This is a genomic window from Massilia sp. Leaf139 (assembly GCF_001424165.1).
Classification (GTDB): Bacteria; Pseudomonadota; Gammaproteobacteria; order Burkholderiales; family Burkholderiaceae_D; genus Telluria.
Genome location: NZ_LMOJ01000022.1, coordinates 458,165 through 482,936, shown reverse-complemented (window position 1 = coordinate 482,936; position 24,772 = coordinate 458,165). Strand labels below are relative to the sequence as shown.

Annotated in this window: 20 protein-coding genes, 3 tRNA genes and 1 pseudogene; 9 read left to right on the top strand and 15 right to left on the bottom strand. The window is 66.3% G+C overall.

Annotated features, from left to right (window positions below):
- Window positions 1-2 precede the first annotated feature (2 nt).
- Together rlmB and rnr are read right to left on the bottom strand one after the other, a co-directional pair.
- Entirely contained in the window at window positions 3-743 is a 741-nt protein-coding gene (gene rlmB, locus ASF77_RS13550; RefSeq protein ID WP_056340062.1) for a 23S rRNA (guanosine(2251)-2'-O)-methyltransferase RlmB, read from the bottom strand.
- A gap of 729 nt (window positions 744-1,472) precedes the next feature.
- Window positions 1,473-4,031 (bottom strand): annotated as a pseudogene (rnr, locus tag ASF77_RS13545) (ribonuclease R); the annotation flags it as partial.
- A gap of 421 nt (window positions 4,032-4,452) precedes the next feature.
- On the opposite strand from rnr, the gene ASF77_RS13540 reads away from it, so the two are divergent.
- The 3 genes from ASF77_RS13540 to ASF77_RS13530 all read left to right on the top strand — a co-directional run bounded on the left by ASF77_RS13540 (window position 4,453) and on the right by ASF77_RS13530 (window position 4,876).
- Window positions 4,453-4,537: transfer RNA gene (locus ASF77_RS13540), tRNA-Leu, on the top strand.
- Window positions 4,538-4,598: 61 nt separating this feature from the next.
- A tRNA-Leu gene (locus tag ASF77_RS13535) sits at window positions 4,599-4,683 on the top strand.
- 108 nt (window positions 4,684-4,791) lie between these two features.
- Window positions 4,792-4,876, top strand: a tRNA-Leu gene (locus ASF77_RS13530).
- 91 nt (window positions 4,877-4,967) lie between these two features.
- Here ASF77_RS13530 and cueR read toward each other — a convergent pair.
- Complete coding sequence (cueR, locus tag ASF77_RS13525) at window positions 4,968-5,357, bottom strand: Cu(I)-responsive transcriptional regulator (protein ID WP_056340059.1); 390 nt, start codon at window positions 5,355-5,357, stop codon at window positions 4,968-4,970.
- Window positions 5,358-5,462: 105 nt separating this feature from the next.
- Here cueR and ASF77_RS13520 point away from each other — a divergent pair, with 105 nt between their 5' ends.
- The gene (locus ASF77_RS13520) at window positions 5,463-5,666 is read left to right on the top strand and encodes a hypothetical protein (protein ID WP_056340056.1); all 204 of its coding nucleotides are present in this window, start codon (window positions 5,463-5,465) and stop codon (window positions 5,664-5,666) included.
- A gap of 59 nt (window positions 5,667-5,725) precedes the next feature.
- A complete protein-coding gene (phaP, locus tag ASF77_RS13515) occupies window positions 5,726-6,301 on the top strand; it encodes a TIGR01841 family phasin (protein ID WP_056340051.1) in 576 nt (191 codons plus the stop codon).
- Window positions 6,302-6,377: 76 nt separating this feature from the next.
- Here phaP and tssA read toward each other — a convergent pair whose 3' ends face one another.
- The 7 genes from tssA to ASF77_RS13480 all read right to left on the bottom strand — a co-directional run bounded on the left by tssA (window position 6,378) and on the right by ASF77_RS13480 (window position 13,556).
- Window positions 6,378-7,391 (bottom strand): type VI secretion system protein TssA, encoded by a 1,014-nt coding sequence (gene tssA / locus ASF77_RS13510; protein ID WP_056340049.1) that lies wholly within the window; start codon window positions 7,389-7,391, stop codon window positions 6,378-6,380.
- A 9-nt stretch (window positions 7,392-7,400) separates the two neighbouring features.
- Window positions 7,401-10,049, bottom strand: coding sequence for a type VI secretion system ATPase TssH (tssH, locus tag ASF77_RS13505; protein ID WP_056340046.1), 2,649 nt, complete (start codon window positions 10,047-10,049; stop codon window positions 7,401-7,403).
- A gap of 73 nt (window positions 10,050-10,122) precedes the next feature.
- Window positions 10,123-10,446 carry a type VI secretion system baseplate subunit TssE gene (gene tssE, locus ASF77_RS13500; RefSeq protein WP_056340043.1) on the bottom strand — a complete coding sequence of 108 codons (324 nt, stop codon included), beginning with the start codon at window positions 10,444-10,446 and terminating at the stop codon, window positions 10,123-10,125.
- Window positions 10,447-10,510: 64 nt separating this feature from the next.
- Window positions 10,511-11,002, bottom strand: coding sequence for a type VI secretion system tube protein Hcp (locus ASF77_RS13495; RefSeq protein ID WP_056340040.1), 492 nt, complete (start codon window positions 11,000-11,002; stop codon window positions 10,511-10,513).
- Window positions 11,003-11,035: 33 nt separating this feature from the next.
- Entirely contained in the window at window positions 11,036-12,541 is a 1,506-nt protein-coding gene (gene tssC, locus ASF77_RS13490; protein ID WP_056340037.1) for a type VI secretion system contractile sheath large subunit, read from the bottom strand.
- Window positions 12,542-13,042: a type VI secretion system contractile sheath small subunit gene (gene tssB, locus ASF77_RS13485; RefSeq protein WP_056340034.1), complete on the bottom strand. Its 501-nt coding sequence runs from the start codon at window positions 13,040-13,042 to the stop codon at window positions 12,542-12,544.
- Between the two features lie 46 nt (window positions 13,043-13,088).
- Window positions 13,089-13,556 carry a M48 family metallopeptidase gene (locus tag ASF77_RS13480; protein WP_229445440.1) on the bottom strand — a complete coding sequence of 156 codons (468 nt, stop codon included), beginning with the start codon at window positions 13,554-13,556 and terminating at the stop codon, window positions 13,089-13,091.
- A 304-nt stretch (window positions 13,557-13,860) separates the two neighbouring features.
- Here ASF77_RS13480 and tssJ point away from each other — a divergent pair, with 304 nt between their 5' ends.
- The 3 genes from tssJ (at window position 13,861) to icmH (ending at window position 16,599) form a co-directional block, all read left to right on the top strand.
- The gene (tssJ, locus tag ASF77_RS13475; RefSeq protein ID WP_056340028.1) at window positions 13,861-14,430 is read left to right on the top strand and encodes a type VI secretion system lipoprotein TssJ; all 570 of its coding nucleotides are present in this window, start codon (window positions 13,861-13,863) and stop codon (window positions 14,428-14,430) included.
- 61 nt (window positions 14,431-14,491) lie between these two features.
- Window positions 14,492-15,838 (top strand): type VI secretion system baseplate subunit TssK, encoded by a 1,347-nt coding sequence (gene tssK / locus ASF77_RS13470; RefSeq protein WP_056340026.1) that lies wholly within the window; start codon window positions 14,492-14,494, stop codon window positions 15,836-15,838.
- A complete protein-coding gene (gene icmH, locus ASF77_RS13465) occupies window positions 15,835-16,599 on the top strand; it encodes a type IVB secretion system protein IcmH/DotU (RefSeq protein ID WP_056340023.1) in 765 nt (254 codons plus the stop codon). The genes tssK and icmH overlap by 4 nt, the downstream gene beginning before the upstream one ends.
- Here icmH and ASF77_RS13460 read toward each other — a convergent pair.
- From ASF77_RS13460 to ASF77_RS13440, 5 genes are all read right to left on the bottom strand, one after another.
- A complete protein-coding gene (locus tag ASF77_RS13460; RefSeq protein WP_056340020.1) occupies window positions 16,586-17,311 on the bottom strand; it encodes a penicillin-insensitive murein endopeptidase in 726 nt (241 codons plus the stop codon). The genes icmH and ASF77_RS13460 overlap by 14 nt on opposite strands.
- On the bottom strand, window positions 17,308-18,105 hold the full coding sequence (locus ASF77_RS13455) for an OmpA family protein (RefSeq protein ID WP_056340454.1): 798 nt from the start codon (window positions 18,103-18,105) through the stop codon (window positions 17,308-17,310). The genes ASF77_RS13460 and ASF77_RS13455 overlap by 4 nt, the downstream gene beginning before the upstream one ends.
- Window positions 18,099-19,064: a type VI secretion system-associated protein TagF gene (gene tagF, locus ASF77_RS13450; protein ID WP_056340016.1), complete on the bottom strand. Its 966-nt coding sequence runs from the start codon at window positions 19,062-19,064 to the stop codon at window positions 18,099-18,101. The genes ASF77_RS13455 and tagF overlap by 7 nt, the downstream gene beginning before the upstream one ends.
- The gene (gene tssM / locus ASF77_RS13445) at window positions 19,064-22,792 is read right to left on the bottom strand and encodes a type VI secretion system membrane subunit TssM (protein WP_056340013.1); all 3,729 of its coding nucleotides are present in this window, start codon (window positions 22,790-22,792) and stop codon (window positions 19,064-19,066) included. The genes tagF and tssM overlap by 1 nt, the downstream gene beginning before the upstream one ends.
- Before the next feature lie 95 nt (window positions 22,793-22,887).
- Entirely contained in the window at window positions 22,888-23,724 is an 837-nt protein-coding gene (locus tag ASF77_RS13440) for a M15 family metallopeptidase (protein ID WP_056340009.1), read from the bottom strand.
- A gap of 105 nt (window positions 23,725-23,829) precedes the next feature.
- On the opposite strand from ASF77_RS13440, the gene ASF77_RS13435 reads away from it, so the two are divergent.
- Complete coding sequence (locus tag ASF77_RS13435; RefSeq protein WP_056340005.1) at window positions 23,830-24,699, top strand: hypothetical protein; 870 nt, start codon at window positions 23,830-23,832, stop codon at window positions 24,697-24,699.
- Window positions 24,700-24,772 lie beyond the last annotated feature (73 nt).

Here is a 24,772-nt window from a genome sequence, read left to right as displayed (position 1 = left end):
GCTCAGGTCGGGATGCCGCGCTGGCGGCGCGCTTCGTACAGGCAGACGCCGGAAGCGACCGAGACGTTCAGACTCTCGACCGAGCCGAACATCGGAATGGAAACGAGCAGGTCGCAGGTCTCGCGGGTCAGGCGGCGCATGCCCTCGCCTTCGGAACCCATCACCAGCGCCGTCGGGCCGGTGAAGTCGGCTTCGTACAGGCCCTTGTCGGCGTCGTCGGAGGTACCGATCAGCCAGATGCCGCGGTCCTTCAGGTCGCGCATGGTGCGCGCCAGGTTGGTCACGGTGATGTAAGGGACGGTCTCGGCGGCGCCGCTGGCCACCTTGGCCGCGGTGGCGTTCAGGCCGACCGCGCGATCCTTCGGCACGATGACCGCGTGCGCGCCGACGCCGTCGGCCACGCGCAGGCAGGCGCCCAGGTTGTGCGGATCGGTGATGCCGTCGAGGATGAGCAGCAGCGGCGGGCCGTCGATGGCGTCGAGCAGCTCGTCGAGGTTGCGCGCCAGCGCCAGCTGGCTGGCGAAGGCGATCACGCCCTGGTGGCGGCGGGTGCCGACGATCTTGTCGAGGCGGCTGGCCTCGACCGGCATGACGCGCACGCCGGCCTCTTTCGCGTTGGCGATCAGGGCCTTCATGCGGGCGTCGTTGCGCTCGGCATCGACGAAGATCTCTTCGACCGATTGGGCTTCGTGGCGCAGGCGCGAGGTCACGGCGTGGAAGCCGAAAATCATTTTGTTCTTCATTCGCTACTTTTCTCGTTACTTCTTCTTGCTGCTGGTTTTGGACGTGCTGCTCGCCGCTTTGGCGGCAGGCTTCTTGGCGGCGCTCTCTTTGGCGGCGCTCTTTTTTGCAACGCTCTTTTTTGCGGCCGGGACGGGCTCGGCGATGCTTTCTGGTGCGGCCTCGGCTTCCGCCTTGGCGGCGCGGGTGCGGCGCGGCTTGGCTGGCGCTTCCGGTGCCGCGACAGGTGCCGCGACAGGTGCTGCGGCTTCAGGCTCGGCCGCCTTGGTACGGCGCGCACGCTTCGGCGCCGCCTCGGCGACTGCCTCGACTGCGGGTGCAGCACTTGGTGCTGCTTCGGCTGGAGCCTCGGTGGCGGCGCGCACAGTTGCCTTGGCTTTACGGGCCGGCTTGGCGCCGCCCAGATCCAGCGCCGCAGTAACCGGGGCCGGGGCCGGCTCCGCCAGCGCGGCTGCGGGCGCGGCGGCTGCGGCCTTGCGCGCACGCTTGGCCGGCGCGGCTTCGGGTGCCTCAAGTGCAGGCGGCACTGCCGGCGCCGGAGCGGCAGACGCAGGGCTGCTCACCTGCTCACGCGCGTCGGCGGAAGCTCCCTGCTCTGCCTCCTGTGCCTTCCTGGCGCGGCGGGCACGCTTCGATTCGCCGGTTTCCTGGCCGATGTCGGCCACCAGCGCCGGCGCCGGTTCGCGCTCGGCCTGTTCGGCGGCTGGCGGCTGGTTCGCTGCCTCGCGCGCGGATGCACCCTCCTTGCGCGAACGGCGCGAGCGCTTCGGTTCGGCGTTGACGGCAGCGTCGCCGTCTTCGTCGAACGCCGGCGTCTGCAGCTGTTCCTGCACAGGGTCGACCGGTTGCGCCGCCTGCTGCGTCGCCAGTTCGCGTGCGGCTGCGCGCTCCTTGCGTCCGCGGCGCGAACGCTTCGAGCGGCCGCCCTTGCCTTCTCCCGCGGCCTTGCCGTCCTGGCGCGGCGCAGTAGCGGCAGGAGCAGCGGGCTGAACGACGTTCGCGCGGATGCGATCGAGCTTGCTGTCCTGGCCGCCTTCCTGGCGCGCCGGCTTGGCGTCGACCGCGCCCTCCTGCGCCAGCACGAGGTCGATCTTGCGTGCTTCCAGGTCGACCTTGGCCACCTGCACGGTGACGCGGTCGGTCAGGCCGAAGGTTTTGCCGGTACGTTCGCCGCGCAGCTGGTGGCGCGCTTCGTCGTACTGGAAATAGTCTTCGCCCAGGCCGGTCACGTGCACCAGGCCCTCGACATACAGCTCATCTAACTGGACGAAGATGCCGAAGGTGGTCACGCCGGCGACGATGCCGGTGAAGGACTCGCCCAGCTTGTCCTGCATGAAGTAGCACTTGAGCCAGTTCTCGACGTCGCGCGAGGCTTCGTCGGCGCGGCGCTCGTTGGCCGAGCAGTGCACGCCGAGCGCGTCCCAGATCGTCAGGTCTTTCGGATCCTTGGCGGTGCCTTCGGCCTTGTCTTTCGCGGCCTGCTTGCGGCCGGCGTTCGACATGGTCGTGTTCAGCTTGGCCAGGTCGATGCCCTTCGGCTCGTATTTTTTACCGGCCAACACCGCTTTGATCGCGCGGTGGGTCAGCAGATCCGGATAGCGGCGGATCGGGCTGGTGAAGTGGGCATAGGCCTCGTAGGCCAGGCCGAAGTGGCCGACGTTGTCCGGGCTGTAGACGGCCTGCTGCATCGAACGCAGCAGCATGGTCTGCAGCAGGGCCGCGTCCGGACGCTCCTTGATCTCGCGCATCAGGGCGGCATAGTCGCCCGCGGCCGGCTTCATGCCGCCGCCCAGGTTCAGGCCCGTCATCTTGAGGAAGGTACGCAGCTGGTTCAGCTTTTCCTCGGTCGGCGTGGCGTGGATGCGGAAGGTGCCCGGATGCTTGTGGCGGATCAGCAGGTCGGCCGCGCAGACGTTCGCAGCCAGCATGCATTCCTCGATCAGGCGGTGCGCATCGTTGCGGGTGCGCGGGATGATCTTTTCGATCTTGCCCATCGCATTGCAGACGATGTAGGTCTCGGTCGTCTCGAAGTCGATCGCGCCCCGTTCCTGGCGGGCGCCGAGCAGCGCATGGAACACGCCGTTCAGGTTCTGCAGGTGCGGCACGATGGCCGGACGGCGGCCCGCCTCTTCGCCTTGCGGCTCGGCGAGGATCTCGGCGACCTGGTTATAGGTCAGGCGCGCGGCCGAGTGAATGACGGCCGGGTAGAACTGGTAGGCCGTCACTTCGCCCTCGCTGCTGACGACCATGTCGCACACGAGGCTCAGGCGGTCGACCGCCGGGTTCAGCGAGCACAGGCCGTTCGACAGTTTTTCCGGCAGCATCGGGATCACGCGGCGCGGGAAGTAGACCGAGGTGCTGCGCTCGATGGCGTCGACATCGAGGCCGTCGTTCGGCTTCACGTAGTGGCTGACGTCGGCGATCGCGACCAGCAGGCGGAATCCGGTCTCGGCGCCCAGCTTGATCGGTTCGCAGTAGACGGCATCGTCGAAGTCGCGCGCGTCTTCGCCGTCGATCGTCACCAGCGGCACGTCGCGCAGGTCGACGCGATCCGCGAGGTCGCTGTCGACGACTTCGTTCGGCAGTCGGTTGGCCTGCTTCAGGGCGTTCGGCGAGAACACGTGCGGCACGCCGAACTTGCGCACGGCGATTTCGATTTCCATGCCCGGGTCGTCCAGTTCGCCGAGCACTTCGACGATGCGCCCGGTCGGCTTCTGGAAACGCGCCGGCTGCTCGATCAGTTCGACGGAGACGACCTGGCCGGCCTTGGCCTTGCCGGGCGAACCGGCGATCAGCACGTCCTGGTTCATGCGCTGGTCTTCCGGCGACACGATCCAGACGCCGCCTTCATTGAGCAGGCGGCCGATGATGTGGGTGTTGGCGCGGGCGACGACCTCGACGATCGTGCCTTCGAGGCGGCCACGGCGGTCGGTGCCGGTAACTTTCGCCAGCACGCGGTCGCCATGCAGCACCTTCTGCATTTCCTTATCGTTCAGGAAGAGATCGTTGCCCGGCTCGTCGGGAATGACGAAACCGAAGCCGTCACGGTGCGCGCTGATCTTGCCGGCGATGAAGCCGGTCTGGTCGGCCAGCGCATAGCTGCCGTTGCCGTCGGTACGGATCTGGCCATCGCGCTCCATGGCGTTCAGGCGGCGGCCGAGGACTTCCTGGGCGGCGGGTTTGACACCGAGAGCACGTGCGAGTGTTGCCGCATCGAGCGACGTGCCTGCATCACGGAACACGCCGAGGATTTCCTCTCGGCTAGGAATAGTATGAGTAGGTTGCTTCAAATCGTTTTCTTGAATTCTTATTTAAACGGTAATAAGGCGGTAATAAGCTGTGGTGCTGATTGGCCGCAACCGTGGTTGGATTGACACCTTGTCAGGCGTAGTGTAACGGAGGACGACACGATTCGCCTAACGAAGCGTGCTGCGGTGCGCCCAGGCAGGAGGCGAAAGGCCCAGCGGACAGGTCTTTGACTTTTGCAAACCTTCCGCTATAATCTCGGCTCTTTCGCAACGACAGCAATGTTCAAGCGAAGGAAACGCAGCGGCAATAGAGGGATTTCTGCGCTGGAGTGACGAAAGTTGATCTAGCGAAAAACAGCAAACCCTGATATTGTATCAGCTTCAGCGATCGAATCTGTAGCCTGTGCTCTCGAGCACAGAGACTCATCGCCGAAACGATGTTGGCTGTAACAGTAAGCAAAATGCCCACGTGGCGGAATTGGTAGACGCGCATGGTTCAGGTCCATGTGCCGCGAGGTGTGGGGGTTCGAGTCCCTCCGTGGGCACCAACTACTGGAAGTACTCCGCTGTAGCTTGTCGTACCGTTGTTGATGTAATGCTGTATTAAATGCCCACGTGGCGGAATTGGTAGACGCGCATGGTTCAGGTCCATGTGCCGCGAGGTGTGGGGGTTCGAGTCCCTCCGTGGGCACCATCTACTGGCAGTAAATCCGCAGAAATTGCAGGATCGTAGCGTGTGCTCTTGAGCGCACGACTCATTGTTTGAATGTTGTTGGCAATAGCAGCACCGTAGTATCTGTAGGCCCACGTGGCGGAATTGGTAGACGCGCATGGTTCAGGTCCATGTGCCGCGAGGTGTGGGGGTTCGAGTCCCTCCGTGGGCACCAAATGTTTTTCTGGTCGTATGACCGGCGCAAAACGCCGCAATCTTTGCAAAAGGATTGCGGCGTTTTGCGTTGTGCGTCTTTCCCTTCCCTTTCAGCCTGCCGCGAGGTCGTCGAGGATGGGGCAGTCCGGTCGCGCGTCGCCATGGCAGGACGCCGCCAGCCGCGCCAGGGTGCGCTTCATCGCTTCCATCTCCGCGATTTTCCGCTCGAGATCCGCCACATGGCTGTGCGCCAGCGCGCGCACGTCGCTGCTGGCGCGCGCCTTGTCCTGCCACAGCGCCAGCAATTCGCGGATCTGCTCCAGCGAAAAGCCCAGCATCCGCGCGCGGTGGATGAACTGCAGCACCCGTACGTCGCGCTGGGCGTAGACGCGGTAGCCGGCATCGGTACGGCGCGCCGCGTCGATCAGCCCGATCGACTCGTAATGGCGAATCATCTTGCTCGACACACCCGAGGCCTTTGCCGCCTCGCCGATATTCATAGCATCCATGCTGTTCTCCCTCATCCGCGCACGATACACCTTCCCACGGTTGGAAGCGCAAGAGAAAGCCTCGAACCTGTGCGGATGCGGTATGCTCGGGCCACGATGACCGCTTCCGCACGCATGTTCTGCCTCCTCCTGGCCTGCTGCCTGGGCTCGGCCGCCGCCAAGCCGGCGCCCTGGTTCCAGTGGCGCAGCAAGGCCGACGGCCAGCTGGCCTGTTCGCAGACGCCGCTCGGCCCCGGCTGGGAACGCGCCGCCGGGCCCTATCGGGACAGCCGTTGCGAAAAGCTCATCGTTGCTAAATAATGACTTCGTTAGTCCGCAGGTCGCCGATCGCTGTATTCATTAGAACCGAGGAGACATTGATGTTCACGAGTCCGGAACAATTCGCATCCGCTACCAAAACCCTGTTTGACCTGCAAATGCAGACCTTCGACATGCTTGCCAACAAGACCGTCAAGGGACTGGAACAGGTGATGGCCCTGAACATGGCCACCGCCCGCAACACCATGGACAAGACGCTGGCCGCCAGCCGCGACCTGTCCCAGGCACGCGACGCGCGCGCCGCCTTCGACGCGCTGTCGGCGCGTATGAGCCCCGATATGGCCGGCAGCGTCGAATACCGCGACCAGATGAAGGTGATCATCGACGAGATGCAAAGCGAGTTCCGCCGCGCCGCCGACGTCCACATGGCCGAGGCGAAAAGCACGCTGTCGGCGCTGATCTACGATGTCACCCAAAACGTCAAGCCGGGTTCGGAGAACGCGGTCGAGATCATCAAGGCCGCCATCGACAACGCCTTCAAGGGCTACGAGCAGGTGACGCAAGCCACCCGCGACGCCGTCAAGAATGTCGAGGAACAGATCGCCAAGGCTTCGTCGCTCGTCAATCCTGGTGCGGACAAGGCATCCGGCGGGCAGACCGGGCAGCCTGCGCAATAAGGCCCTCGACGCAACAGGGCGGCTCGCGCCGCCCTGCAATATTCTTTCATTCAGAACCGACGGATGAAAGAATATTTCACCCTTCTTCCGTCTTTTCGATCCCCAGCAATTCCTCGACGTGGGCCAGCGCGCCCGCATCCTTGACCACCGTTTTCAGCCACAGGTGCAGCGGTTGCTCACCCCAGCTGGCCGCCTTGTCGGCCAGGTAGGCGACCGGGCTGTGCGGCTCCGTATGCCGGAAAAAATCGGCCACCGCCCGCAGCTGTCCGAGCGCCTGCGCACGGCTGGCGATCGCGCCGGAGAACAGGGGCTGCGCGCCCGCCGCCATGACCGCGCCCGCCTGCGCCGCGCCCACCAGCGCCGGTACGGTGGCCACTGCCGTCTCCGCCGTTCCCGCCATTCCAGGCGCGGGCGTGATGAAATGCGCCAGGTTCTGCAAGGCCGTGCGGGCGGTGCTGAAACCGGGGCCGTCGGCCTCGAAGCGCGCGTCGACCGCCTTCTCCATCGCGTCCAGCGCCGCCAGGCAGTCATTGCAGTCGTCCAGCAGCGCAGCCTGGAACGCTTTCGAGGTACGGCCGCGCGCCGCTTCGATGTTGGCGATCGCCTCGGCGCCGTGGGCACGCGCCGCCTCGATGTCGCGCATCGAAAAGGCCGTCGCTTCGGTCACCGGACACTCCGTCACCAGCTGCGGTATGCGCGCCGCCAGCCAGCACAGGTTGCCGATGCGCCGCTCGAAGCCGTCCTCGTCGGCCTGCGGATACAGGTCGTCCCAGAAGCGTTCGCACAGCCCGGCGACGACCTGCAGCGCGTCGCCCAGGCTGCGCAGGCCGCCCGTCTTGGCGCTGGCCTCGGCCAGCCAGACGGCCAGCTGCAAGTCCTTGCTGCGCGTTTCCAGCAGTTGCGCGCAGCGTTTGACGACGAACTTCCAGTCCGCTTCCTTCAGCGTCGTGACCCAGGCGCCCTGCTCGATCGACGGATCGTCGGCCTTGCGGGCCTGGGCGATGGCGTCGAGTTCGGGCGAGAACGCGAGGTCTTCGCCGCAGGGATGAGCGGCACTGACCGGATTGAGTAACTGTTCGACTGTGAACATGGCGCTTCCTTATGCCGGATCGATCGCGTACTTGAACTTGCCGGCCTTGGTCGCGCCGACCTTGATGCGCGCGATCGCCCCGCCCTCGGCCATCTTCGCCAGCACGCTGTCGGCGATCTCGGGCAGCAGCGTGCCGTTCAGGATCGTGTCGACATTGCGCGCGCCGGAATCGACCTCGGTGCAGCGGCTCAGCACCGCGTTCACCAGCGCCTCGTCGTATTCGAAGGTAGCGCCGTGGTTGTCGCGCACGCGCTGGCCGATGCGGTTCAGCTTCAGGCGGATGATGTTGGCCAACACCTCGTCGGCGATCGGATAGAAAGGCACCGTGGCCAGGCGGCCGAGGAAGGCCGGCTTGAACTGCTTCATCAGCTGCGGGCGGATCGCATCGAGCAGCGCATCGGGTGTCGGCATTTCCGCCGGGGTCTTGTTCAGGCAGGCCGCCATGATGGTGCTCGACGCCGCGTTCGAGGTCAGGATGATGATCGTGTTGCGGAAGTCGATCTGGCGGCCCTCGGCGTCGTCGAGCACACCCTTGTCGAAGACCTGGAAGAAAAGTTCGAGCACGTCCGGATGCGCCTTCTCGACCTCGTCGAGCAGCACTACGCTATACGGGTTGCGCCGCACGGCCTCGGTCAGCACGCCGCCTTCGCCGTAGCCGACATAGCCGGGCGGCGAGCCTTTCAGGCCGGAGACGCTGTGCGCTTCCTGGTATTCGCTCATGTTGATGGTGACGAGTTTGCGCTCGCCGCCGTAGAGCAGGTCGGCCAGCGCCAGCGCCGTCTCGGTCTTGCCCACGCCCGAGGTGCCGACGAACAGGAAGACGCCCTTCGGCTTGTTCGGGTCGTCCAGGTTGGCGCGCGCGGTGCGCACGCGCTGGGCCACGGCAGCGGTGGCGTGCGACTGGCCGAGGATGCGTTCGTCGAGCAGCGACTGCAGCTGCAGCACGGTCTTGATCTCGTCCTTCACCATGCGGCCCAGCGGAATGCCCGTCCAGGCGGCGACGATCCCGGCCACCGTGTGGCCGTCGACCTGCACCGGCACCAGCGGCGCCTCGCCCTGCAGCGCGCGCAGTTCCTCGACGGCGGCACGCAGCCCGGGGGCGCCCGTCGAGGACGCGCGGCCGCCTTCGAGTTCGCCGCGCATGCGCCCGATGTCGGCCGTCAGCGCCCGCTCCTGCTCCCAGCGCGCGGTCAGGCGTTCCTGCTCGGTCAGCGCGGCGATGCGCTCGCCGCGCAGCTGCATCAGGCGCGCCGCGTGGTCGCCGCCGGCGCTCTGCTCGCGTTCGAGCGCCGCGATCTGGGCGTCGATCCGCTCGATGCGGCGCATGCAGTTTTCCAGCAGCGCCGGCGTCGCGCGCTGACCCAGCGCGACCTTGGCGCAGGCGGTGTCGAGCACGCTGATCGCCTTGTCCGGCAGCTGGCGGCCGCTGATGTAGCGGTGCGAGAGCCGCACCGCCTCGACGATCGCGTCATCGTAGACGCGCACGCCGAAATGCTTTTCCATCAGCGGCGCCATCGCGCGCAGCATGGCGCAGGCGGTCTCCTCGTCGGGCTCCTCGACCTTGATCACCTGGAAGCGCCGCGCCAGCGCGGCGTCCTTTTCGAAATACTTCTTGTACTCGCTCCAGGTGGTGGCGGCGATGGTGCGCAGCTCGCCGCGCGCCAGGGCCGGCTTGAGCAGGTTGGCCGCATCGTTCTGGCCGGCCGTGCCGCCGGCACCGATCATCGTGTGCGCCTCGTCGATGAAAAGGATGATCGCGTGCGGACTCTTTTTCACCTCGTCGATCACGTTCTTGAGGCGGTTCTCGAACTCGCCCTTGACGCTGGCGCCGGCCTGCAGCAGACCCATGTCGAGCGTGTGGATCTCGACGCCGCGCAGCACTTCCGGCACGTCGCCCTGCACGATGCGCAGGGCCAGGCCTTCGACCACGGCGGTCTTGCCGACGCCGGCTTCGCCGGTAAGGATGGGATTGTTCTGGCGGCGCCGCATCAGGATGTCGATCGCCTGGCGGATCTCGGGGTCGCGCCCGATCACCGGATCGACCTTGCCCTCGCGCGCGCGGCTCGTCAGGCAGGTGGTGAACTGATCGAGCGCCGGCGTCTTGCCCGCGGCCTGCGCTTCGAGTTCGCCGACCGGATCGCCGCCCTGCCCCTGCGTCGTGCAGGAGGCAGGGGCGACGGTTTCGCTCGAGCCGCGCGTGAGCTTGTCGAAGTCGTGCTTCAGGCGGTCGAGCGGGAATTCGGCGAACAGGCGCGAGCCGCGCTGGGCCAATTGGGCCAGGCTCGGGTCGGTCAAGAGCGCCAGCAGCAGGTGGCCGCTGCGGATCGTGTTCGGGCCATTCTGGCCGAGCGAGGCGATCAGCCACGCATGCTCGAGCAGCGTGGGCAGGTGCTTCGAAAACACCGGCGTGCGCGTGCTGCCGGAGGAGAAACGCGCGACTTCATGGCGCAGATCCGACTCCAGGCCCGACACGCTGATGTCGCAGGCGCGCGCGACGACGGCCAGGTCGCAGGCCGGCTGCTCGAGCAGCGCCAGGAACAGGTGTTCGATGTCGACTTCGTACTGCCCCCGGCCGACGCAGATATTCGCCGCGCGCGTGGCTGCCGTGCGCGTGACGTCGTTCAGTTTGCCGATCAGGGTCTTGAGGTTGATGTCCATGCGTGTCGGATCCTTTCGATGGTGGGCTAGCGCTTGGCGCCGGGGTGCGGGTTCTGGGCGCTTTGCGGATCGCTTAGCGCAGCGACGACGGCTGCAGCACGGCGCTGACGTCCTTCAGGCGCGGCGCGTGGGTTTCGATGGCTGTCTTGAGGCTGGCGCAGATGGCGGCGCGGTCTTCGTCGCTGGTCAGGCAAAAGCTGGCGAAGTCGAGCAGGCCATCATTCAGGATCGATGCGCGCGCCAGCGGAAAGCGGTCGAACAGCGCATCCGGCAGCGCGGCGCGGGTATTGAGCAGGGCTTCGAGCTCGCGCGCCACGAGATCCTTGATCTGTTCGATGCCGGGCAGGCTGTGCTCGTCCATCAGGCGGTCGAGCAGGCCGGGGGTGAATCCTTTCATGGGGCCTCCCGCGACGGAAACAAAAAGGGCGCGCTACCCTGCGGCGGCGCGCCCGAGGCTGAGGTCAGGCGATCTTGTTGGTCGCCAGATCCCAGCCGCCCGAGGTATTGCCGCCGGCGCCGCCGGTGACCTTTTGCTGGGTGTACTTCCATTTGATCTTCGAGAACTTCAGCTTGACCTCTTCCTGGATGATCGAGCCTTCCTCGACCTTCGGCCTGACGGCGCCGATCAGCACGTTTTCCAGTTCGATCTCGAAGTACTTGATGCGGTCACCCTGGCCGTCGGCGCGCATGAATTCCAGCTTGGCCTTCGGGATCGTCTTGCCGGCCGCGCAGGTCTGCAGCAGGATCGGCGAGGCCAGGTCGGCCAGCTTGTCGATGGTGACTTCTTCGTGCACGCAACGCTCGGCCGTGTGGCCGCCGCCGGTCGAGGCGGTGGCCGAGCGCGGCTGGCTCACGCCCCAGTTCACCGTGGTGCACTCGATCCAGTCCTTGTGCTTGTCGTCCGTCGATTCGCCTTTGATACCATCGATCTGCAGATATACGTCAATTGCCATGTTTGCTTGCTCCTGGTTCGGGTTATGGGTGGATCAGCTTTTGGTCGACTGCGGCAGCTCCGCGACCAGTCGGAGGGAAACGGACAATTCGTCGAGCTGGAAGTGCGGACGCAGGAAGGAGACGGCGCGGTAGCAACCGGGGCGGCCCGGCACTTCCGACACCTGCACGCTCGCCTCGCGCAGCGGGAACTGCGCCTTCTGCTCCTGGCTGGCGTTGTCGTCGAGGAGCACGTACTGGGTCAGCCAGCGGTTCAGGTAATCCTCGACATTCGAGGCGGCGGCGAAGCTGCCGATCTTGTCGCGCATCATGGACTTCATGTAGTGGGCGATGCGCGAGACGGCGAAGATGTATTGCAGCTGCGAGGACAGCATGGCGTTGGCGTTGGCCGCCTCGTTCGCATACTTCTTCGCCGTCTGCGCCGACTGCGCGCCGAAGAAGGCCGCATACGAGGTGTTCTTGCAGTGCACCAGCGAGATGAAGCCGAGATCCGACAGTTCCTTTTCGCGGCGGTCGGTGATGGCCACCTCGGTTGGACACTTCAGCGCGACCTCGCCCTCGTCGGTCTTGAAGGTATGGGTCGGCAGGTTTTCGACCAGGCCGCCGCCTTCGACGCCGCGGATCGCCGCGCACCAGCCGTAATCCTCGAACGCGCGGGTGAGCTTCGAGGCGAAGGCATAGCTGGCGTTACACCACAGGTATTTGCTGTGATCGGTGCCGTCCACGTCCTCCACGTAATTGAAGCCTTCGGTCGTCATGCCGTCGACCGGGTTATAGGGCAGGCGGCCGAGGAAGCGCGGCAGCGTCAGGCCGACATAGCGCGAGTCTTCCGATTCGCGGAAGGCCTTGAATTTCGCGTACTCGACGGTGTCGAAGACCTTGGCCAGGTCGCGCGGCTTACCCAGGTCGCCGAAGCTGTCGACGCCGAAGAGTTCCGGTGCGGCCGAGGTGATGAAGGGCGCATGGCTGGCTGCGGCCACGTGCGACATCTGCTCGAGGAAGTACATATCTTCGGGCTGGCGGCTCATTTCGAAGTCGCCCACCAGGGCGCCATACGGCGCGCCGCCGAAGGTGCCGAATTCCTCTTCATAGATCTTCTTGAAGAGCGAGCTCTGGTCGAATTCGACGGCGGCCTGGAAGTCCTTCACCAGTTCGCGCTTGCTGGCGTTGAACATGCGGATCTGCAGGCTGGTGCTGGTCGACGAATTCTTCACCAGGTACTGCAGGCCGGTCCAGCTGCGCTCCAGCTTCTGGAACTCGGGCGCGTGCATGACGGCCGATAGCTGGCTCGAGATCATGCGATCCAGTTCCGCCAGGCGCGCGTCGATCATCGCCGACAGGTTGTTCGACACGACCATCGTGCCCGCCATGACCTGGGTGACGAGTTCGGAGATCAGGTCGCGCGCGCGTGCATGCTCGCTTGGCGAGGCGGCGACGCGGCTTTGCTCGACGATCTGGTCGAGCAGGGAGTTGTCGAGTTCATGCGCCACCGCGGGCGCCGTCGCAGATGGCTGTGTCACTTGTTCGAGGATCGCCGCCATTTATTTGCCCTCCGTTTTACGCAGGCCTTCGAGCTTTTCGGTATTGCCGAGCACTTCGCTCAGGATGTCGTCGAGCTTGTCATTCCCGGCCAGCTTGTTGCGCAGGTCGGCAAGCTTGGTGCGCGCTTCCAGCAAGCCTTTCAGGGGCGCCACCTGCTGCACCACGGCTTCGGGCCGGAAGTCGGCCATCTCGCGAAACTGCAGCTGTACGCCGAACTGGCCGCCCTCGTCCGACAGGTGGTTCTCGACGCGGAACTGCACCTTCGGCGCCACGCCGCCGAGCACTTCGTCGAAATTCGACGCGTCGACACTGACGAAGTTGCGATCCTTGAGGCGCTTCTTCTCGACGTCCGGATCGTTGCCGAAATCGCCGAGCACGCCGACGACGAAGGGCAGTTCCTTGTTTTCGATGGCGTCGCCGATCTCGACGTCATAGGTCATCTGCACACGCGGCGCGCGCACCTTCTGCAAGCGTTTCTGGACGCTTTCACTTTTTGCCATGGCTGCTCCAAGGGATGACAGGCCGGCGGGCGCCGGCCCGCGAGATTTATTTGATCACGCTGAACGGGTCGTTCGAGGCCGGGCCGGGTTTCGGCGTGGCGGCCGTCGCCGTCGTGGTCGTGCCGGCTGGCTTCGTCCTTGTCGGCGGCTTCGGTCTCGGTGCCACCAGCTCTTCCTGGCCCAGGCTGGTGCGCAGCAGCTTGGCCAGATCCTGCGCTTCGCTCTTCACGTCGCCATTGATCTTGTTCTTGCGGGTGAGCTCGGCCAGCGCCTTGCTCGACACACGCAGGCCGCTGACCGCCACGATGCTATTGGCCAGGGTGTCGTCCGGGTCGCGCTCGAGCGCCTCGAGCCCGTCGATGATGGCCTGACCGTAATTGTTGGCGTCGAAGCGCATCTGGGCCATGCGCACCCAGGGCGTCTTATCAGCCGGGAAGGCCTGACTCGCGCTCTTCAGGACGGCAAAGGCCTTGTCGGGCTGGCCCGCGGCGACGGCGGCATCGGCTGCCGCCACGGACGCCTCCATCGTTGCCCCCTTCGCTAGCGTGCCCGACCCATCTCCCGGCGAGGCGCAAGCGGTCAACAGTGCGGCGCACGCCATGGCGGGCATCAGTCGTGTGAATCTCATTTTCGCTCTCCAGTACGTTGAACCAGCCGCCATTATTCGGGAAGCAATTCCACGAGAGTTGCGACTAGTCAACAACCGCACCGGTCGGCACATAGCTGTGCGAAGCCGGTTCGACTTGCGCCAACGCAGATGAAACGCATGGCGATGCTGTTAAATAAGCGTTGGCGCAATTTACGAGAGGCAAGAATCGATGAAAGCCCACTCCTTCACCTGCCTGCTCCTCGCCGCCGCCCTGCCCGGCTGCGCCGGCGACGGCCTGGCTGGCCGCGCACTCGAAGCGAGCGGCATGCGCAAGCCAACCCAGGCTGAGCTGATGAAGACGCCACGCAGTATTCCCCTGCGTCTGCATGCCGCTCCCAAGCTCAATGCCGATGCCAAGGGCCGGCCGCTGGCGGTGGTCGCCCGAATCTACACCCTGCGCCAGAACGCCGCCTTTGAAGCGGCGCCCTACGCGACCTTCCTGACGCCGGGGCTCGACCGCGAAGCCTTCGGGGCCGACCTGCTCGAGGTGAAGGACGTGACGCTGGTGCCGGGCCAGCGCTACGAAGTCGTCGAAAGGGTCACGCGCGACGCGGCCTATGTCGGCGTCGTGGCGCTGTTCCACTCGCCGGCGCCGCAGCGCTGGCGCATGTCTTTCGCCGCCGCCGAGGCGGAGCGCGCCGGCGTCACTGTCGCCGTGCAGGCCTGCGCGCTCGCGGCCGGCGCCGGGGCCCAGCCAAGCGCCGGCGGCAAGGCGACGGGTTCTGCGCGCTGTCAATAAAGACGCGCCGGCCTTCCAGCAAGCTCAACTTTTTCCGCAAACCATACTTCGCGAGGACATAGTGAACATGCCATCGAAACTGCTGTGGGGCGAAGGGCTGTTCCTGCGCCCCCAGTATTTCCAGCAGCAGGATCGCTACCATGAGGCGCGCCTGAACCAGACCGCGCGCGCCCTCCACCCGTATGCCTGGGGCGTGCGCCGTCTCGCGATCGACCACGAGTCGCTGGCGAACGACGTGCTGCGCATCGACGCGCTGTCGCTGGTCTTCCCGGACGGCGAGATCGTGCGCGCGCCCGAGACCGACGCGCTGCCGCCCCAGGTGAAGCTCGGCGCCCTGCCGCCCTCGACCCAGACCATCACCTTCCATGCCGCCCTGCCGGCGATGAAGGCCCATGGCGAGAACTGCGCCGACATGGACGCCGAGCGCGACGACGCGCGCTTCGTCCAGCACGAGCGCGACACGCAGGATCTGTTGACCCATGCCGCCGACGCCGGCATCACCTATTTGAGGAAGACGGTGCAACTGGTGTCCGACGTCGACGCCCTGGCCGCCTACGAGAGCTTCCCCCTGGTGCGCCTGCGCCGGGTGGCCGCCGGCGGCTTCGAAGTCGACCCGGGCTTCATCGCCCCCAGCGTGTCGGTCGAAGGCGCACCCGGCCTGCACAACAGCGTCGCACGCCTGATGGAAAAGCTGCTGGCCAAGGTGAACGCGCTCTACGGCCACATGCGCGAACCAAGCCGCAATGTCGTTGAGATCCGCGGCGCAGACATGTCCTCGTTCTGGCTCCTGCACACGGCCAGTTCCGGCTATGCGGCGCTGTCGCACTACCTGCATCATCCCGAGCTGCACCCGGAGCGCCTGTTCGGCGACATGCTGGCGCTTGCCGGCGGCCTGATGGCCTATTCGCGCAGCTACAAGCTGGAAGATCTGCCGGCCTACTCGCACCTCGACCCCGGCCCGGCTTTCGCCCGCCTCGACGCGATCCTGCGCGACCTGCTCGATACCGTCGTCTCGAGCCGCTACTTCTCGATCGCGCTGTCGAACGAGCGGCCGTCCTACCATGTCGGCACCCTCGACTCGGGCAAGATCAACGCGCAGACCATGCTGTACCTCGCGGTATCGGCCGACATGCCGGCCCTGCAGCTGATCGACGTGGTGCCGCAGCGCTTCAAGCTCGGCGCGCCGCAGGACGTCGACAAATTCGTGCTCTCGGCCCTGCCTGGCATCGAGCTGGTGCACGCGCCGCAGGTGCCGGCCGCCCTGCCGGTGCGGCCCGACACCCATTATTTCGCGCTCGAGAACAAGGGCGTGCTGTACGACAACATACTCAAGGCGCAAGCGATTTCGATCTTCGTCCCGAACGGGATCCGCGACCTGCAGCTCGACCTGATTGGAGTAACCGTATGAACGCCCTCGTCGAACGCCGCACGGCGCCCGCGCCGGCCCGGGGTGCCGCAGGCGGCGCACCGCAATCGCTGGTCGACCTGATGTACGAAGGTTTTTATGCGCTCTTCCTGCTGAAGAACGGCTGCGGGCCGCACGACAAGGCCGCTTTCGCCGACCACATGACGGCCTTCCTCGGCGACGTCGACCGCAACGCCAAGGCCATCGGCGTGGCGGCGGAAGACGTCACCGCCGCCAAGTATGCGTTCTGCTCGGCGGTCGACGAGATCATCCTGCGCTCGGACTACGAAGTGCGCGAAGCCTGGGAGACCCGCCCGCTGCAGCTGCGCGTGTTCGGCGACCAGCTCGCGGGCGAGCACTTCTTCCACCGCCTGGAAGACCTGCGCGCGAAAGGAAGCGTGCACCTGCAGGCGCTCGAGGTTTTTCATATGTGCCTGCTGCTCGGCTTCGAAGGCCGCTATGCGCTCGACGGCCACGACAAGCTGGCCTACCTGGTCGCGCGCCTGGGCGCCGAGATCGCCCGCATGCGCGGCAAGGACCGCGGCTTCGCGCCGCACGCCGAACGTCCCGACCAGATCGTCAATACGCTGCGCAGCGACCTCTCGCCGTGGGTGCTGATGGCGGTGTTCACCCTCGCCGGCCTGGGCGCCTACGTCGGCTTTCGCGCGAAGCTCTCGACCGACACCGACAAGGCGCTGGCCAGCTACAACGACCTCGTCAAGCTGCCCCCGCGCGCCGCGAATGTGACGATTACCTTGCCTTGATCGGGCGAGCTCCTCCCACCGGAAGCGGCTCGCAAGGCACCGCGAAATCGACGTGATAGTGTTCGTCGTGCCGCACCCACGGTTTGCCGCGCATGAAAGGCAGCTTGCGCAAGGCGGCCCCCCGCGCAGTCGCAAACAGCGCCGGCATCAGTGCCGGTTCGAAGATGACCAGCTTGATGCCGACCTTGCGGTTCCGGGCAGCTTCGCTCAAGGCATGCAGATGGTCGGCCATGGCAGCGTAGTCGATGCGCAACCCGTCTGCCCGGCCCCGCTCGTCGAACTCCAGGCCATATCCGAACTTGTTGAGCGGCGACGAAGGCAAGGCCACCGACCTGCCGCCGGCGTCGACCACCGGCACCATGAAATCGACCGACAGGCCGTTCTGGTGCGTGCGATGGGGGCGCATCCTGCCTCCTTTCGCAAGACCTGTCTCGCCATACACGTAGCGTGTAGCGGGACGGCGCTGCGCCAGGAGCGCATACGCATCGGTCATCACCTCGCGTACGCGCTCGTGGACATAGGTGCGGCCCAGGCTGACGCCGAGCCGGCTATACGCTTCGAAGTTGGATCCATTGTCCGGCAGGGCGACGGCGCCGGCGATGCTGCCCTGTGCGACGCGGCCGTAGCAGGTGCTGGCCTGTGCCGGCGCGGCGCCGACAGCGAGAAGCAGGAAGAGATTGTGGAAGTATTGTTTGCGTGCGCCTGCGGTCATTGAACTACCTTGAATTCGATGCGCCGATTACGAGCGCGACCATCGATTGTACGATTATCCGCTACCGGGCGGTCGGGCCCTTCGCCGGAGACCGCGATCGAATCCGGTTTGATGCCGCGCGTGGCGACGTACGTCTTGACGGCTTCGGCGCGTGCCTGGCTGAGCGACAGGTTGCCCGCGCGCGAGCCGGCGTTGTCGGTGTGGCCGATCACCTCGACCTTGATGCCGTTGAGTTTCTTCAGCGCCTCGCTCATCTGGTCGAGGATCGCCATGCCGGACGGCGTCAGCGCCGCCTTGCCCGATTCGAATTCGATGATGCGGTTGGCCAGGGCCGCATCAAGCACGCTCTGCTCGGACGCGGCCACGCGCAGGCCGTTGTTGACGGTGTAGGTCGGATTCAGGCTGGTGGCGATGTCGCCGGCGATCTGCTGGCGCTGCGCCTCGTTCGATACGTCGCCGCGCAGGCTGACCGTGTTGCCGTCGATTTTCAGCTGGCCGCGGCTGATCAGCTTGAGGTTCGGGTTGATCAGGCGGCCGACGTATTCGTTCCAGTTGGCCGGGGTCGACACGGTGCCGACCGCGAGCTGGTCGACTACCCGGTCATGGCCGTACACCGCGCGCAGACGGCCGAGGAGCGCCGCCTTGGCCGCTTCGTCGGCGACCGTTCCCGCGACGACGATCGGCGCCGTGGCAGGGGGCGTCGCAGCGGCGGCCGTGGCCGGTGCAGGCGCCTGGGCATGCGCCGCAGCAGCCGCCAGCAAGGCGGCGGCGATAACAATCTGTTTGCTCACGATGCGTCTCCGATGAAGGTCTTCAGGAACAATTCGCGCGCCATTTTGAGCGGCAGCTGCGGCTGGTCGAGGTAGCTGGCCAGGGCGCGCACGTCGACGTCCAGGCCGAGCTGCTCGTCGATCCAGCCGGTGTCTTCCAGGCGCACCTGCAATTCCTGGCCGACCAGCGGATCGATGATGCCGCGCAGCGCCTGCGCCGCCGCGCCGCAGAAACCGATCACGAGCACCGGCTGTTCGTCCTGCGTCGTCAGGAACAGCGCCAGGTCGAAAGCGGCGCGGCGCACGAAGGGCGCCACCAGTTCGAGCCAGAAGGCGGCGACCGGCGCGCGCAGCGCTTCCTCTTCGGGCAGGGGCAGCACCAGGCTCTTGTCGAGCTGCGTCGGTTTGCTGTGCATGACCGGCTGCAGCAGCAGGCCGAGCGCAAGGATGACGCGGCTGGCGTCTTCCCCGCCGAGGAGCGCCGACAGGGAGCCGACGGTGCCGGTCGCCAGGAAGGTCGCCAGCGCGTCGTCGCATTCGCCCAGCGCGATCGCCGCCTCGCTGATGCCCTGCAGCTGCGGGGTCGGATCGCCGGCATCGATCACCCCGGGCGCGGCCGCTTCCAGGAAAGCCCAGAGCGGCGCCAAGGCCAGCGGGCAGCGCGAGACGAAAGCGGTCGGATCGACGACGTCGAGCGTGCGCATCATCAGGAAGGGATAGCGCCGGCCGGGAGCGTCGCGGCTGGCGACGAGGTGGCCGGCGACCGCATGGCGGCGCGCCGGGCCGACGAAGGCGAAGCTGACCGGCGCCATCGCATCGTAGTTGATCTTCCAGCGCGCGTCCGACGGCAGGCGCTGCATCACGGCGGCCAGCCAGTCGTCGAGCATGCTGATCGCCGCAGCATCGGGGGCCAGCTTGACGAAGTCGCTGCGGGCCGGCACCTTGCCGAAATAGCCGATGCGGTCGAGTGCAGGCGCACGCATCACTGGACTCCCGCAGGAATGCTGGCGATGGTCGGCTCGACCACCGGACGCCCGACGATCGTCTGCGGCAGGCGCAGGCCCTGGAAACCCTTGCCGTTGCTGGCCGTGGCCGCATTGCTGATCACGCGCAGGTCGACGACGACGGCCACATTGCCGCTGACCCAGCGCAGCTCCGTGACGCCGCCGCCCTTCTTCTGCTGGGTTGCCGCCTCCATCATCTTGCGCATGCCGAACTGGCCCGGCTCGTTGAACAGTTCTACCGTGCGGCCGTCGAAGGTGATGGCGCTGATGCGCGCACCGGCCGTGCCCGGGCCAGGAAAGACCATGTTCGTCCACACCGGAGGCGTGTTCCGGTGGCGCAGCTGCTGGCCGTCGATGTCGATCGTATATTCGGTGGCGCCGGGCGCCGGATGCGCCTGCAGCTGGAAGACCGTCTGCGGCACGCCGCCGGCCGCCTGCGCCACCCCGTTGCTCGAGAGCGGCGCAACCCAGCCGGGGAAGCCCGACACCGCCTGCGGTGCCAGCGTGATGCCGATGTCGGCCCAGGTACGCGCGGTGAGCATGCTGCCGCGGTTGATGACGAGCGGCCCCATCGAGGTATTGATGAACTTCGCCACCACGCCCTCGGGTCCGAACACCTGGCCGATCTCGGCGCTCGTCGCCTCCATCTTGCTGGCCGGGGAAAACGGATACTTGTCAGCCAGGGTCTTTTCGAAGGGATCGACCACCTGCGCCTGCCAGGTCTTATTGATCTCGGATTCGGAGGGCAGCACGATCATGGCGAAGGTCTGCACCAGCGGCCGCACCAGCAGCGGGCGCAGCGCGGCTTTCTGCGCGTCGCTCATCCCGGTCAGCATCTGTTCGTCGACGTACCTGAGTGCGTCGGCCAGTTCCGAGCCGCTGCCTTCCAGGGTCTGCTGCATGAACTGCTTGGCGCCCGGGCCCGGGTCGCCCTGGTTCTTCAACTGGTTCAGGCGGGTGCGCAGGCGCGACAGGCAGTCCAGGTAACCCGTCATCAGGGAGGCTTCCCTTTCGCGGGTGCCGACCAGGCGCGCGACGCCGGCGAATTCGCGTCCGATCGGGCCCATGGCGCCCGCCGTGCCGGTGGCCAGCTGGCCGGCTGCATCGGCCAGCGTACGCGCATCCGCAGGCGCCCGGCGCAGCACCACTTCCTTGAACCACATGGCCAGCGTGCGTTCGGTCTTGCCCAGGTTGGCGCGGGCGGCGGCGGGATTGTCCCAGGAAGTCTCGTCGTAGATTGCCTTGAGCAGGCGCGCGATCGGCGAGGCTTGCGGATCGCCCAGCCGGTTCATCGCCACCACGCTGCCTTCGAAGCCCTTGAGGTCGGTGACGGTCACACCCTGCACGAAGCGGGCCCACTCCTTGGCATACTCGACCTTGTACATGTCGACCAGGGTTTTCTGGATCTGCTCCGGGCTGCCTTCGAGTGTCAGATCGTCCTTGGCCACGGTTTTCAGCACCCAGTCGGTGCTTTGCAGCTCGCGGTTCGACGCTTCGCGGATCGCGCCCTGCACGTATTTTTCCCAGGCCGCGCGGGTAAAGGCGCCGCTCACCGCATGGCTGCCGGCGACCAAGCCGGCGTCGCCGTCGCCGACGATGCGCGCCACCGTCATCGCCGGGAAGCGCGTGGCGGCGCGGGTCTTGATGTCGGCGTATACACGCTCGCGCGCCGGCGTGCCGCGCACCACGCGGCGCAGGTTCTCGCGCGCCGAGTCGAGCAGGCTCAGTTTCAGCGTCACCTGCGGCCAGGCCTGGTCGTCGATCTGCGCCAAGTGGAAGGTCAGCAGCCGCTCGGCGCTGCGGATCATCTGCTCGTGCGGCATGGCGCCGCGGTTGGCGGCCAGCCAGGTGCGCCAGTAGCGGGTCAGCTGGTCGTTCAGGTGGCCCGGCTCGGCATGGCGCTTATCGCCCAGCATCAGGTAGGTTTTCAGGGCGTTGTAGGCGTCGGCGACATTCGTGGGCGAGACTTCCTGGTAGGGCTGGCCCGGCTTGGAGGTCGGCGCCGCAGCCGCATTCGGATCGAGCGATGCGGCATGCGCATTCACCTCGGCCAGCATGGTTTCGAGGGCGCCCGCCACCGGTTCGACCATCACCGCGCGCGCGCCGGCGAAGTATTCATCGCGCAGCTTGCGCTCCAGTTTCTCGCCCTGGTACAGGCCAAAGGAAAGCGCCCAGGGCTGGTCTTCGCGGTATTTGTCCAGCTGCTCGATGCGATCCTGCAGGATGTCGAGCGCTTCCAGGCGCGACTGCAGATCGATGCGTTTTTCCTGCAGCCGCATCACCTTGTCGAGGTCGGCCTGGACGTTCGCCACCAGCTGCACGTTGCCCATGTAGGCCCAGCTCCAGCCGCCCAGCGCCGCGCCCAGCAGCACGGTGGCGGCGAAGAAGGCGGCGTACTTCAGACGCGCGCTGGCCGGGTTCGTGTAGCGCTTGACCAGATCCTTGTCGGCGAAGATCACCTTGCGGAACAGGTCGAGCAGAAAATAGCCTTCCCCCGAGCCTTCGCCGGTTTCCTCGGCCTCGCCCTCCTTGCGGTCGTTCAGTTCGAGGTCGAAGCGGCTGGCCACGCGCTTGGACGACAGATCCTGTACCTGCCCTTCCTGCAGCGCGCTGGTGAAGTAGAAGCCGCGGAACACGGGTTTGAACTGGTAGGTGTTTTCCTCGAACAGGGTCGAGAGGAAGGCGCGCAGCGGGCTGCGGATCGCGGCGAATTCGAGCGGAAAGGTGAACACGCCGGGACGCATGCGCGCGCTGCGGTTGCCGGCCATGTTCGCCAGGCTCATTTCCTTGAGGCCGTCATGCAGTTCGTCGAAATGCTGGTCGAAGAAGGCCAACACGTCCTGCGGCGAGCTGCGCCGGTTGTAGCGCAGCGTCGCGCCCCAGACGCGATCGCGTTCGGTACGCTCGGCATCGTGGAAGAAGTCGGAGAAGCCGGCGATCAGGTCGGCCTTGGTGAACACCACGTAGACCGGCGCATACACGCCCAGGCGTTCGGTCAGTTCCTGCACCCGGGTGCGCAGGCTCTTGGCCAGCTCCATCGACGCGCTGGCGGGGCCGGAGGTCAGTTCGGCCACGCTGACGGCGATCAGGATACCGTTGATCGGCGCGCGGCGGCGGTGCTTTTTCAGGAGTTCGAGGAAGCTGAACCACTCGGCACGGTCGCCGTCCTGCACCGAATAGCGTCCGGCGGTGTCCAGCAGGATGCCGTCGGTGGTGAAGAACCAGTCGCAGTTGCGGGTGCCGCCCACGCCCTGCACCGCCTTGCTGCCGGGTATCGGAAAAGTCAGGCCGGAGTGCGCGATGGCGCTGCTCTTGCCCGCCGCCGGGTTACCGATGATCATGTACCACGGCAGCTCGTAGAGCGCCGCGGCGCCGCGCGTCAGGCCCAGTTTCGAGGTCTTGATCGTGGTGATCGCCTCCAGCATGTTCTTGCGCAGTACCGCGACTTCGCTCCTGCCGTTCTCGCCTTTGGCGTCGCCGCCGGCGGCCAGGCTATTGGTGAGGCGGGTGGCGGCGTGGCGCCGGAAGAGCTGGCGCACGCCCCAGAAGCAGCCCCACAGGGCCAGCAGCCCGAGGGCGCTGATGACGGCCCAGATGAGCCCTAGTTCGAAGGTCTCCGCGGTGAGGAACAGGATACCGAGGCAGGCGATGATGCCGATCACGACAAGCACGCGGCTGTCGATGAGGAACTTCCAGAGACGGGCCATGGCGGGAGTGTGTGAAGTTGAGGAAAGTCCGACAGGCAATGCTCGCATCTATTGCCTATCGAAAATTTGACTTTCCTCAACTCCGAACCGGCCGCTCAACGCCGCATCACACCCCGCAGACGCAGCTCGGTATGCCCCAGATCCATCATTTTCCAGCGCCCACCCCAGGTCAGCCCAAGCTGCTCGGCGACCTCGCCATAGAGCTGGTAGCCGCGCATCGCCCACGGGTCTTTTTCCGAGATGACCAGCTTGCCGTCTCGCCAGAACGCGCAGTCGGCCGCGAGACCGTACTGGTGCCAGCTCTGGAAGGCGCGCGCATTGGTAACGGCGCCGCCCATCGACGCCAACAAATCCTGGCGCGCCGGGCTGCGGTAGCCTTCGAGCAGGGCCATGTCGTAGCCATGCTTTTCCTTCATGATCTTGAACGCGAGCAGCAGGCGCTGGGCGAAGTCCGGATGCATCAGGCCCCAGTTGCGGCTCGCATTGACCAGCATCGGCCGCACCTGCACCACTTCCTGGGTCGAAAAGGCCAGCGGCGGCGGATCGCTCGGCGGCACCAGTTGCTCGCCCTGCAGCAGCGCGGCGATCTGCGCGTCCGGCAGGGCCGGGGTCGGCTCGTAGTCGGGCAGCATGTCCGGTGTGCGCAGGGCCAGCGCCAGCAGCGAGGGAATTGCGACGGCCGGAATCACGATCGCCAGCACGATCCAGTGGCGCCGCAACTGCCTGGAGAGCGACTGCGCCAGCTCGCCCAGGCCGCGCCGCGACGGCAGCAACTGCCCCACTGAAACGACGCGCCGGCCGGCCATGCGGCCGAACCGGCTACGCAATCCGAACATCAACTGGTTGATCAAGATCCGTCCGCTCGGGAAACACGCCAGCCAGATCAGGCTGCAGGCGACGCAAAAGTAAAGAAGCGCGACAAAGATCAGCATGGATTTCCCCAGATTGTTTCTAATCGGAGCAAGAACGACCATCTTAGGAGGTATGCCGTGCGCCCTACAGACGAAAATCAAGCAGCCTCGACAAGACCAAACCTCATGTCGTCGCGCCGTGGCGCCGGGGAAGAGAACATTCTGGCGATGCTGGAACGCGATTCGGCCCGGCGTCCGGGTTCGCGCATGTCCGGCGTGCGCCTCGCCTCCTACGGCGCGGCGGCGGCCCTGGTCGGCATCCTGGCCGGCGGTGTCGCCTGGCTCGCCTACGACAACCACCGCACCGCCGCGGAACTGCAGTTCCAGCACGATCTCGCCAACAATGCCGCGCCGCAGCCGGCAACGGAAGCCGCGCTGCCGCCGGCCCCGCCGCCCGCGGCCGTCACCGCGCCGGCCATCGAGGCGCCCCGCCCGGCTGTTGTCGTCGACGAATCCGCGCGGCCACGCGACGCCACTGTCGCCAGCGCCCCGCCGCCGCTGGTGATGCTGCCGCAGCACGAGCTCGCGGGCACCAAGGCGCCGACACCGGCTCCCGCGCCGCGTGCCCCACAAGAAAGCGCGCCGCAGCCTGCTCCGGAAGTTTCGGCCCCTCCTGCCCAGGAAGCCGCGCCACGTACGGTGCAGGAAGCCAAGCCGGCGAAACCGGCCAAGGCGCAAGCCCCGGCAGTGGCTGCACGCCCTACCGCCGAGAAGAAAAAGGTGGAGAAAACGGCTAAATCCACCAAGCCGGCTCCGACACGCGCAAAGGCTACGGCCAAGGCCACGGCCAAGACCACAGCAAAAGCCACGGCGAAAACGAAATCGGACGCCGCCGCCCGTCAGCGCAAGACAGCAGCGGCAACGACCGAGCCGGCGGTCGACAGCGACGTCGCCCTGATCTCGGCGATCATCCAGCACTCCGACCGTCACCGTGGCGAGCGCGAGGCGGCCGCCTGCAGCGGCCCGAAGTGCCCGCCGAAAGCGGAACGCCGCTGATGTGGCAAAAAACCACGGCCGCGCGCGGGGGCGGCCAAAAGGTCTGGGCCTTCCCGAAGCCTGAGGCTATACT

Bases quoted from the DNA above. Each gene is read 5' to 3' on its own strand.
- rlmB (WP_056340062.1), bottom strand. From the start codon at position 743: ATGAAGAACAAAATGATTTTCGGCTTCCACGCCGTGACCTCGCGCCTG.
- cueR (WP_056340059.1), bottom strand. From the start codon at position 5,357: ATGAATATCGGCGAGGCGGCAAAGGCCTCGGGTGTGTCGAGCAAGATG.
- ASF77_RS13520 (WP_056340056.1), top strand. From the start codon at position 5,463: ATGACCGCTTCCGCACGCATGTTCTGCCTCCTCCTGGCCTGCTGCCTG.
- phaP (WP_056340051.1), top strand. From the start codon at position 5,726: ATGTTCACGAGTCCGGAACAATTCGCATCCGCTACCAAAACCCTGTTT.
- tssA (WP_056340049.1), bottom strand. From the start codon at position 7,391: ATGTTCACAGTCGAACAGTTACTCAATCCGGTCAGTGCCGCTCATCCC.
- tssH (WP_056340046.1), bottom strand. From the start codon at position 10,049: ATGGACATCAACCTCAAGACCCTGATCGGCAAACTGAACGACGTCACG.
- tssE (WP_056340043.1), bottom strand. From the start codon at position 10,446: ATGAAAGGATTCACCCCCGGCCTGCTCGACCGCCTGATGGACGAGCAC.
- ASF77_RS13495 (WP_056340040.1), bottom strand. From the start codon at position 11,002: ATGGCAATTGACGTATATCTGCAGATCGATGGTATCAAAGGCGAATCG.
- tssC (WP_056340037.1), bottom strand. From the start codon at position 12,541: ATGGCGGCGATCCTCGAACAAGTGACACAGCCATCTGCGACGGCGCCC.
- tssB (WP_056340034.1), bottom strand. From the start codon at position 13,042: ATGGCAAAAAGTGAAAGCGTCCAGAAACGCTTGCAGAAGGTGCGCGCG.
- tssJ (WP_056340028.1), top strand. From the start codon at position 13,861: ATGAAAGCCCACTCCTTCACCTGCCTGCTCCTCGCCGCCGCCCTGCCC.
- icmH (WP_056340023.1), top strand. From the start codon at position 15,835: ATGAACGCCCTCGTCGAACGCCGCACGGCGCCCGCGCCGGCCCGGGGT.
- ASF77_RS13460 (WP_056340020.1), bottom strand. From the start codon at position 17,311: ATGACCGCAGGCGCACGCAAACAATACTTCCACAATCTCTTCCTGCTT.
- tagF (WP_056340016.1), bottom strand. From the start codon at position 19,064: ATGCGTGCGCCTGCACTCGACCGCATCGGCTATTTCGGCAAGGTGCCG.
- tssM (WP_056340013.1), bottom strand. From the start codon at position 22,792: ATGGCCCGTCTCTGGAAGTTCCTCATCGACAGCCGCGTGCTTGTCGTG.
- ASF77_RS13440 (WP_056340009.1), bottom strand. From the start codon at position 23,724: ATGCTGATCTTTGTCGCGCTTCTTTACTTTTGCGTCGCCTGCAGCCTG.
- ASF77_RS13435 (WP_056340005.1), top strand. From the start codon at position 23,830: ATGTCGTCGCGCCGTGGCGCCGGGGAAGAGAACATTCTGGCGATGCTG.